Origin of the sequence: Clostridium tarantellae (assembly GCF_009295725.1) — a bacterium.
GTDB classification, from domain to species: domain Bacteria; phylum Bacillota; class Clostridia; order Clostridiales; family Clostridiaceae; genus Sarcina; species Sarcina tarantellae.
In genome coordinates, this window is the sequence record NZ_WHJC01000008.1 from 25,642 (window position 1) to 35,197 (window position 9,556).

General features: G+C 25.3%; 10 protein-coding genes. All 10 read right to left on the reverse strand.

Annotated elements, in window-relative coordinates:
* Nucleotides 1-155: 155 nt before the first annotated feature.
* Nucleotides 156-1,151 (reverse strand): NAD(P)H-dependent glycerol-3-phosphate dehydrogenase, encoded by a 996-nt coding sequence (locus GBZ86_RS01595; RefSeq protein WP_152887106.1) that lies wholly within the window; start codon nt 1,149-1,151, stop codon nt 156-158.
* Nucleotides 1,152-1,156: 5 nt separating this feature from the next.
* Nucleotides 1,157-2,473, reverse strand: a complete 1,317-nt coding sequence (gene der, locus GBZ86_RS01600; RefSeq protein WP_152887108.1) for a ribosome biogenesis GTPase Der — start codon at nt 2,471-2,473, stop codon at nt 1,157-1,159.
* Between the two features lie 3 nt (nt 2,474-2,476).
* Nucleotides 2,477-3,808 (reverse strand): DUF512 domain-containing protein, encoded by a 1,332-nt coding sequence (locus tag GBZ86_RS01605; RefSeq protein ID WP_152887110.1) that lies wholly within the window; start codon nt 3,806-3,808, stop codon nt 2,477-2,479.
* Between the two features lie 223 nt (nt 3,809-4,031).
* Nucleotides 4,032-5,729 (reverse strand): two-component system histidine kinase PnpS, encoded by a 1,698-nt coding sequence (pnpS, locus tag GBZ86_RS01610; RefSeq protein ID WP_152887112.1) that lies wholly within the window; start codon nt 5,727-5,729, stop codon nt 4,032-4,034.
* 12 nt (nt 5,730-5,741) lie between these two features.
* Nucleotides 5,742-6,446, reverse strand: coding sequence for a peptidoglycan editing factor PgeF (gene pgeF, locus GBZ86_RS01615; protein ID WP_152887114.1), 705 nt, complete (start codon nt 6,444-6,446; stop codon nt 5,742-5,744).
* Nucleotides 6,447-6,567: 121 nt separating this feature from the next.
* A complete protein-coding gene (gene nrdR / locus GBZ86_RS01620; protein WP_152887116.1) occupies nt 6,568-7,017 on the reverse strand; it encodes a transcriptional regulator NrdR in 450 nt (149 codons plus the stop codon).
* 61 nt (nt 7,018-7,078) lie between these two features.
* Nucleotides 7,079-7,357: a YlmC/YmxH family sporulation protein gene (locus tag GBZ86_RS01625; protein WP_152887118.1), complete on the reverse strand. Its 279-nt coding sequence runs from the start codon at nt 7,355-7,357 to the stop codon at nt 7,079-7,081.
* An 87-nt stretch (nt 7,358-7,444) separates the two neighbouring features.
* The gene (sigG, locus tag GBZ86_RS01630; protein WP_152887120.1) at nt 7,445-8,218 is read right to left on the reverse strand and encodes an RNA polymerase sporulation sigma factor SigG; all 774 of its coding nucleotides are present in this window, start codon (nt 8,216-8,218) and stop codon (nt 7,445-7,447) included.
* A gap of 73 nt (nt 8,219-8,291) precedes the next feature.
* The gene (gene sigE / locus GBZ86_RS01635; RefSeq protein ID WP_152887122.1) at nt 8,292-8,999 is read right to left on the reverse strand and encodes an RNA polymerase sporulation sigma factor SigE; all 708 of its coding nucleotides are present in this window, start codon (nt 8,997-8,999) and stop codon (nt 8,292-8,294) included.
* 11 nt (nt 9,000-9,010) lie between these two features.
* Nucleotides 9,011-9,556: sigma-E processing peptidase SpoIIGA (locus GBZ86_RS01640; RefSeq protein ID WP_152887124.1), on the reverse strand; the 546-nt coding region annotated here is incomplete at its 5' end.

Sequence of the window (9,556 nt, forward strand, 5' to 3'; positions counted from 1 at the left end):
AAAAAGTATACTATTTTTTAAAGAAAAATAGATTTATTTACTTTTTTAACTTAATAAAATTAATCTCCTTTACAATTTAATATATATGCATTCAAATAAAAAAGGATACCAAAAAAGTTTAATAACTTTTTAAGTATCCTTATATAAAATAGTATTTATATACTTTCTCTTGTTTTATCTCTTTCCATAAGTTCTTTTACAGCTTCTTTAGGATCTTTTCCATTAAATAACACTTTATAAGATATGTCCGTTATGGGCATATTTATACCTTGTTTTTCTTTTAATTCATAAAAGGCCTTACATGCTTTAATTCCTTCAACTACCATACCTACTTCTTCTACTGCTTCACTTACACTTTTACCTTGACCTAACAAAATCCCAGCTCTTCTATTTCTAGAATGCATACTAGTACATGTTACTATTAAATCGCCCATTCCTGTTAAACCGAAGAAAGTTTCTGCTTTTCCACCCATCTTTATTCCTATTCTTGCTATTTCAGCCATTCCTCTTGTCATTAAAGCTGCTTTAGAATTATCTCCATATCCTATTCCATCAGATACACCAGCTGCTAAAGCTATTATATTCTTAACAGCTCCACCTATTTCAACTCCAACAATATCATCATTAGTGTACACTCTAAAGTTTTTACACATAAATAAATCTTGAACTAATTCAGCATATTTCATTTCCTTAGAACTAGCAACTAAAGTTGTTGGTATCCCCATAGCTACTTCTTCGGCATGACTTGGACCTGATAATACAACAATATGATTTTCTGGTAATTCTTCATTTATAACTTGAGATAATCTTAAATTAGTACCTTCTTCTATCCCTTTAGCGATATTTATTATTATAGTATTTTTATTTATTTTCTTTTTAATATTTTTACACATTGTTCTTATAACATGTGATGGTATAGCTAACACCAAATACTCACAATCTTCAAGAGCTTTATCTATATTTTCATAAGCTGTGACATTAGTAGGAATAGTTAAATCTTTTATATATTTATCATTTTTCCTATTGATATTTATATCCTCTACCACATCTTTTTGTCTATCCCAAAGTGAAACTTTATTCCCTTTATTAGCTAATAATATAGCCAATGATGTTCCAAAGCTACCTGCTCCTAAAAAAGTCACTTTACTCATAAATCTTACTCCTTTCTTTGTCTATATTCTACTTCTATACCCGTTCCTTTAAAATCAAAACTTTCTCTTAATTGATTTTCTAAATATCTTTCATAAGAGAAGTGTGATGCATTAGGATCATTTACAAAAAATAAAAACTTAGGTGGTTTTGTAGCAACTTGTGTTGCATAATATATTTTTAATCTTTTTAATCCTACTACTGGAGGTTCTTTCATAAGTACAGCTTTATTAATAACTTCATTTAATATACCTGTTGATATTCTCTTAGAGTAATTATCATAACATCCTTTAGCTATAGATAAAACTTTATGTACTCTTTGACCTGTTAAAGCAGATATAAATAAATATTGTGCATAAGGCATAAACTTAAGGTTAAATTGTAAATCTTTTTGATATTTAGATAAAGTTTTATCGTCTTTAGCAACTAAATCCCATTTATTAACTATAACCATTATGGCTTTATTAAGTTCATGTGCATATCCTATTATTTTTTCATCCTGATCTGTTATTCCTTGCTCTGCATCAATAACAAGTATACAAACATCTGCTCTTTCTACAGCAGCATACGTTCTAATAACACTATATCTTTCTATCTCTTCTTTTACTTTGCTTTTTCTTCTTAATCCAGCTGTATCTATAAGTATAAACTTGCCTTCATCCGTTTCTAAATAACTATCAATAGCATCTCTTGTTGTTCCTGGTACATCACTAACTATAACTCTATCTTCTCCTAATAATTTATTTATAAGAGATGATTTTCCAACGTTAGGCTTTCCTATCATTGCTATCTTTATATACTCTTCTTCCTCTTCACTATTATCTAAAAAAGCAAAATGTTTAACAACTTCATCTAGCATATCTCCTAATCCTAACCCTTGAGATGCTGATATTGTTACAGGATCACCAATTCCTAAATTATAAAATTCATAACAGTTATCCTCTTCTTTAAGATTATCTACTTTATTAACCACTAAAACTATTGGTTTCTTACTTCTTCTAAGCATTTGTGCTACTTCTGAATCTGCTGCTGTAAGCCCTTCTTTTCCATCAACAATAAAAACTATAACATCAGCCATTTCTATAGCAATTTGTGCCTGTCTTCTCATTTGTTTAATAATAATATCACTACTTTCAGGTTCAATTCCACCTGTGTCAATCATAGTAAATTTATTATTTAACCATTCTGATTCTGCATACACTCTATCTCTTGTTACTCCTGGTGTATCTTGAACTATTGATATTCTTTTTCCCGCTAATCTATTAAATAACGTAGACTTACCTACATTTGGTCTTCCAACTATGGCTACTAATGGTTTTCCCATATGTTATTCCTCCTTACAATGTTCATTTATTAATTGTATTAAATCTTCACCTGTATAATTACAAATTATTACCTTTACCCCTAAAGCATTCTCAATATCCTTTACCTTTAAATCATCAAGCATTATTTTATCTTCTATGCTTCCCATTTCATAACCTTTTCTAAACATATTATCTGACATAATTAAAAATTCTGTTTTAATTTTACCTTTTAATTGATTAATAATATCTTTTCCGGTCAAAAGACCAGCTACAGTTATAGTTTCTCCAAAAAATTCATTTATGATTTTATAACATTCCATTTTTATCTTAGAATTTTTCTTTTTTATAATTTCACAAACCTTATTAATTTCATTAAAAGCAGATGTTCCTGTTATCATGGTAAAACTGCCACTACCTTTACTTAAAGCATTAATATCAGTAGCAATTGTATTTCTTAGTAGTCTTATCATTCCTACTCCGTCTTCTAATTGCTCATATTCTTCATAGAATTCTGCATTAGGGATTTCTTCTTCTGCAATTACATAGAACTCATCTGATAATCTTATAAATGGGGTTCCAATTTCTTTAATATATTTAGTTTGTAGTGATTTTACAATATTTATTTCATTTTTTGCCGTTTCTTTATTGTAAATTTCTACACATTCTAAACCTTCTCTAAATTTAGTAATACCTATTGGAACTGCAGCAACATTTTGTACTGATGGATATAGTTTATATAAATCTTCTATAGTCCTTTTAAGTTCCTTAGAATTATTAACATTAGGAACTGTTACAATTTGAGCATTTATAGTTATTCCTGCTTCAGCTAATTTTTTTAATCTCTCATATATATTTCCTGCAAATCTATTTTTAAGCATTTTCACTCTTAATTCTGGATTTGTTGTATGTACTGAAACATTTATAGGGCTAATCCTATATTTTATTATTCTATCAATATCTTCATCTTTCATATTTGTCAAAGTTACAAAGTTGCCCTGTAAAAATGATAATCTTGAATCATCATCTTTAAAATATAATGTTTCTCTCATTCCTTTAGGTAATTGATCTATAAAACAAAACATACATTTATTAGTACAGCTTTTTGCTTTATCTAGGATTGCTTGTTCAAACTCAATTCCTAAGTCTTCACCATATTCTTTTTCTATTTCAAATTCCCAAATTTCTTCATTTGGTTTCAAAATTTCTACTTCCACATAATCATCAGCTAATAAAAATTTATAATCTATTATATCTTTTACTTCTGTTCCATTAATTGATAGTAGTATATCTCCCTCTTCAAAGCCAAGTTCTTCACCAATTCCTCCTGGTAATACCTTAGCTATTTTATTTTTCATATGCGTCACTCCTATTTAATACTATCTATGTTATATTACCTTAATTACATATTATAGTCAACTTATAGGCTTAAACCCTTTAAGCCACTATTTTAAAAACTTATTAAATATTTTTTATTACTTACATTCTTAACCATAAACTTAAAAATAAATCATTAAATTAAGATTATTTTATTTGATTTTACATTATGCACAATACATATTTTGCAAATCAAATCTATTTTTAAATATTTATGGGAATAACTATTGTAAATATAGTTCCTTTACCTAAAGAACTTTTTACTGTTATTTCACCATCAAATAAATTAACTATATGCTTTACTATTGCTAGGCCTAATCCTGTTCCTCCACTAGCTCTACTTCTTGCTTTGTCCACTCTATAAAATCTTTCAAATATACGCGGTAAATCTTCTTTTGAAATACCTATACCAGTATCACTTATCTTAACTATTAAATTTGAATTTTTTATATATGAAGCTATTTTTATATGACCTCCTTCTTCTGTATATTTAACTCCATTGTAAACAATATTTAAAAGCATTTGTTTAAATTTATCTTTATCTCCTACAATACAAATGTTATCTTTATATTCAGTTTTAATAGATATATTTTTTTTATTAGCTTCATTCATTACAAGCATATATACATTATCTATAACTTCATTTATTGAAAACATTTCTAAAACAGGATCTTTTTTTTGTTCAATATCATATAAAACTAATATATCTTCTATTAAACGAGCTAATCTATCTGATTCATCATTTATTATATTAAGGAATTTTTGTCTTGTTTCTTCATCATCTACATATTTTAAAGTTTCTGCAAATCCTTTTATTGAAGTTAAAGGAGTTTTTATTTCATGAGATATATTAGCTACAAATTGAGTTCTCATATTTTCTAGCTTTTTAAAATTAGTAATATCATAAAGTACCGCAACAATTCCTATATGTTCATATCCATTTATTATTTCAGCAGTCTTAATTCTCAAATTTCTATATACTGGATAATCAATTGATACTTCTTCATAATCAACTCTTTCTTTTATAGCTCTTAAAACTTCTTTATTATTTAAATATTCAGTTATTTTTTTACCTATTATATTTTCTGAGATACCAAAAATTTTTTTTGCATAGGGATTTATCATTATTACTTTCAAATTTTTATCTATAGCTATTATTCCACTATCCATACTTTTAAGAATTGCTTCTAATTTATTTTTTTTGTCTAAAGAATCTTCTAAAGTTTCTTCTAATCTATTTGCCATGTGATTAAAACTTTCACCAACTGATGCTAACTCTTTTATTTCTCTTATAGTAACCCTTCTATTTAATTCTCCATTAGCAATTCTAGATGTTATAAATTCTAATTCTTTTAATGGATCTATTATTATATTTGTAATTTTTACAGATAACCCAATAGCTATTAAAATAGATAAAACTAATGCTATAATATAATATATAATATTTTTTCCTTCAAACATATTAAAATTATCAATATTTATAGCAGTTCTTACAACTGATCCATTACTAAATTTAGATGCATAGTATATCATATTGCTTTTTAATGCTTCACTATATCTAACACTTTCACCATAACCATTCTTTTTTGCTTGTATTATTTCTTCTCTATCAGAATGATTGTCCATACTTTTCCAATATTTATAATTATCAAATATTACATTACCTTTATTATTTATATAAGTAACCCTTACACCACTTTTATCTAAACTTTTTAATTTTTCTTGTAAATGTGCATTATTATCATTTCTTATTAATATACTTACAATTTCATTATATTCTTTTAAAATTTCTTTAGATGTTTTTATGTATCTATGATTAGATATAACAAAAAAGAAACTGCTCATAACTGTTAATGAAAATATTATAACTATACTTGTAAATAAAATAATCCTTTTTTTCATATGTTTTATCTCCTATTTTATAAAAATAAAAGAAAATAATCTTCCAGCTTTTTCTTTCAATTTTCTATAACTATGCATCTCTAAATCTGAATTGCAATAAGTACAAACATTAACACTTTCTATACATTTTATAAAAGAAATTTTTTCAAGTTCATTTTTAATGCAATTTTCTAAATTTAACATCCTATTATTACAAACATCTTCACCAAACTTTTCTATAAATTTCTGCTGTAATTCATCACTTACTTCATAACAACAACTTTTAATATGAGGTCCTATAATTATATTTAAGCTTTCACAATTATACTTATCTTTCATAATAAAACATGTTTTCTTTACTATTTCATTAAAAGTTCCTTTCCATCCACTATGAACCGCAGCAACTACTAATTTTTCTTTATCATAAATAATTACCGGAACACAATCAGCAGTAAAAACACCTATTGCTAAATTTTTATTTTTAGTTATTATTGAATCTCCATCTTTATCTCCATAAAATTCCTCACATGTAGCATCAATAACTATGTCACTATGAGTCTGATTTAAATAATATATTTTTTGTAAATTAAATAATTCATTTAATTTTTTAATATTTTCTTTTCCATCTATAGTATCTTTTTTATAATTAATATTATTTAAAGCAGTTGAAAAATAAATATTTATATTATCATCAACTTTACTTATAAATTCTCTTTCTTTTAATTTCTTAATTTTCATTTTACGACACCTCTTCTATTAATACTTATTAAATTAATTTTATCATAAACTTTTTAAAAAGAAATTTTATTAAATTAACAACAGGATAACAAATGATATTCATCATATGTTATCCTGTTAACTATTTCATTAAATTTTTAATTTCTTCCATAAAAGTATTTATATCTTTAAATTGTCTATACACAGAAGCAAACCTAACATATGAAACTTCGTCAATCTTTTTAAGTCTTTCCATAACCATTTCACCTATGTAATCTGACTTTATTTCAATAGTCATATTATTGCTTATGTTTTTTTCTATATCTTCAGCTATTGCTTCTATTTGTGCTCTTGATACTGGTCTTTTTTGACAAGCTTTTATAAGCCCACTTATTATTTTTTCTTTTTTAAAACTCTCTCTAGAAGAATCTTTTTTTATTACTAATATAGGTATATCTTCTACCTTTTCATAAGTTGTATATCTCTTAGAGCACTTTAAACATTCTCTTCTCCTTCTAATAGAAGTATAATCTTCTGCTGCTCTTGAGTCTACAACCTTACTTTCTTCATAAAAACAATAAGGGCATCTCATTCTTTTTTCCTCGCTTTTCTATAAATAGTACTTCTATTATACATTTTTTAAATATGAATTTCTATATATATTTATCCATATCTTTATTTTCTATATAAGTGGTTTCTAAATTTACTAAAATAACATCCAACCCAACTTTTTCAACATTTTCCCATTGAACTTCTATTGCATCTCCTTTAGAAAACCATGAACTTTTTTCTCCTGGTATTAAAAGCGATATTATTCTATTTTCATCACAATCAATTTTTACATCATTTATAAAACCTAATCTTTTTCCATCTAATACATTTATCACCTCCATTGATCTTAAATTATTTAATGAAAATAATATTTCTTCCATAATGTCCTCCCATATATTTATTATAATTTAAATATATGACTTTACTATAATAATTATTAATACATTAAAATAGAGCTCCTAAGAGCTCTATACATACTTTCTCATGTGCTTCAATGCAATTTTTTCTAACCTAGATACTTGTGCTTGAGAAATACCTATTTCATCAGCAACCTCCATTTGAGTTCTTCCATTAAAAAATCTTAATGTTAAAATTAATTTTTCTCGATCATTTAGTTTTTTCATAGCTTCTTTAATAGATATGTTTTCAAGCCAATTTTCATCTTGATTTTTTGAATCACTTATTTGATCCATTACATAAATAGCATCACCACCATCATGATAAATAGGTTCAAATAATGAAACTGGATCTTGTATGGCATCTAAGGCAAACACAACTTCTTCCCTTGGAATATTTAGTTCTTTAGCTATTTGAGATACAGTAGGTTCTTTATTATTATCATTAACTAATTTATCCCTTACTAATAATGCTCTATAAGCTATATCTCTTAATGATCTACTAACTCTTATGGAATTATTATCTCTTAAATATCTTCTTATTTCTCCTATAATCATAGGTACAGCATAAGTTGAAAATTTTACATTCTGACTTAAATCAAAATTATCTATTGATTTCATTAATCCTATGCATCCTACTTGAAATAAGTCATCTACATTTTCACCTCTATTATTAAATCTTTGAATAACACTTAATACTAATCTTAAATTACCATTAATAAATTTCTCTCTAGCACTGTAATCTCCATTGTTCATCTTTAAAAGGAGTTCCCTCATTTCCTTTTCTTTTAATACAGGTAATTTTGATGTGTTTACACCACAGATCTCCACTTTGTTTATCATCATAGTTAAATCAACCCCTTTGAAGTAATTACCTTCTGCATTTTAATTATTACCTGTGGTGGTTTTTTTTATACTATTAAATCATTTTATTAATTTCTTTCTTCAATCTTTTAATTATTTTTTTCTCTAATCTAGATATATAAGATTGTGATATACCAAGCATATCTGCAACTTCTTTTTGAGTTTTTTCTTTATATCCATATAAACCAAATCTTAATTGTACAATTTCTTTTTCTCTATTAGAAAGATTCTTCATAGCTGTAAATAATAATTCTTTATCAACTTCATCTTCAATCAAATTATACACAGTATCGTTTTCAGTTCCTAAAATATCTGAAAGCAATAATTCGTTTCCATCCCAATCAATATTTAATGGTTCATAAAATGATATTTCTGCTTTAACTTTACTATTTCTTCTTAAATACATTAATATTTCATTTTCTATACATCTTGATGCATAAGTAGCTAATTTTATTTTTTTTTCAGGATTAAATGTATTTACAGCTTTTATTAACCCTATAGTGCCAACTGATATTAAATCTTCAACTCCAACTCCTGTGTTTTCAAATTTTCTAGCAATATATACAACAAGCCTTAAATTTCTTTCTATAAGTATACTTCTAATATTTTCATTTCCTTTTATTAAATCATTTACTAATTCTTCTTCTTCATCCTTACTTAAAGGTGGTGGTAATACATCATTGCCTCCTACATAATATATTGGCTTGAAAAATATTTTAAACTTTGTAATAACTTTATTTATTAATAATATTATTTTTCTCATAATAATCACCCCTATATAATTCCTCTAGATAATAAAGCTTTATATTCCCCATTTATATTTAATTTTTTATTACAAAAACATATTATAGCTTGTTTTGATATTGCTTCACTAGCATTGTTTTTATATAATTTTACTTCATTTACTTTTATACCTTTCATATATCCATTTTGTCCATTTACTAATCCATAAGGTATATTAAACATTTCTTTTTCAGAAATATTTATATTTGGTATAATGGATTTTTCTAAAATTATCACTGGCAAAAGTGTTATTGGTTCTACTAATTCATTGCCTGTATCTAAAAAAGCCTTAACTTTTATATTATTATCTTTAATGTTTACTTCTAAATCATATAATAAATTTTTTATTATAAATCTATCTTTTAAATAAAATATTATTCTATTTATAGTTATGTAAATTATAATAACTGCAAATATTAAATATTTTATTGAATAATTTTTTATATTAAAATTTTCTAATAAACTATACTTATTTTGGCTTAAAGCAAACATAAAACATAATCCACAAAATGTAAAAGATATCATTATAAAAATTAA

What these genes read in the sequence shown, in the direction of transcription:
- GBZ86_RS01595 (WP_152887106.1), bottom strand. Translation starts at nt 1,151, where the DNA reads ATGAGTAAAGTGACTTTTTTAGGAGCAGGTAGCTTTGGAACATCATTG.
- der (WP_152887108.1), bottom strand. Translation starts at nt 2,473, where the DNA reads ATGGGAAAACCATTAGTAGCCATAGTTGGAAGACCAAATGTAGGTAAG.
- GBZ86_RS01605 (WP_152887110.1), bottom strand. Translation starts at nt 3,808, where the DNA reads ATGAAAAATAAAATAGCTAAGGTATTACCAGGAGGAATTGGTGAAGAA.
- pnpS (WP_152887112.1), bottom strand. Translation starts at nt 5,729, where the DNA reads ATGAAAAAAAGGATTATTTTATTTACAAGTATAGTTATAATATTTTCA.
- pgeF (WP_152887114.1), bottom strand. Translation starts at nt 6,446, where the DNA reads ATGAAAATTAAGAAATTAAAAGAAAGAGAATTTATAAGTAAAGTTGAT.
- nrdR (WP_152887116.1), bottom strand. Translation starts at nt 7,017, where the DNA reads ATGAGATGCCCTTATTGTTTTTATGAAGAAAGTAAGGTTGTAGACTCA.
- GBZ86_RS01625 (WP_152887118.1), bottom strand. Translation starts at nt 7,357, where the DNA reads ATGGAAGAAATATTATTTTCATTAAATAATTTAAGATCAATGGAGGTG.
- sigG (WP_152887120.1), bottom strand. Translation starts at nt 8,218, where the DNA reads ATGATGATAAACAAAGTGGAGATCTGTGGTGTAAACACATCAAAATTA.
- sigE (WP_152887122.1), bottom strand. Translation starts at nt 8,999, where the DNA reads ATGAGAAAAATAATATTATTAATAAATAAAGTTATTACAAAGTTTAAA.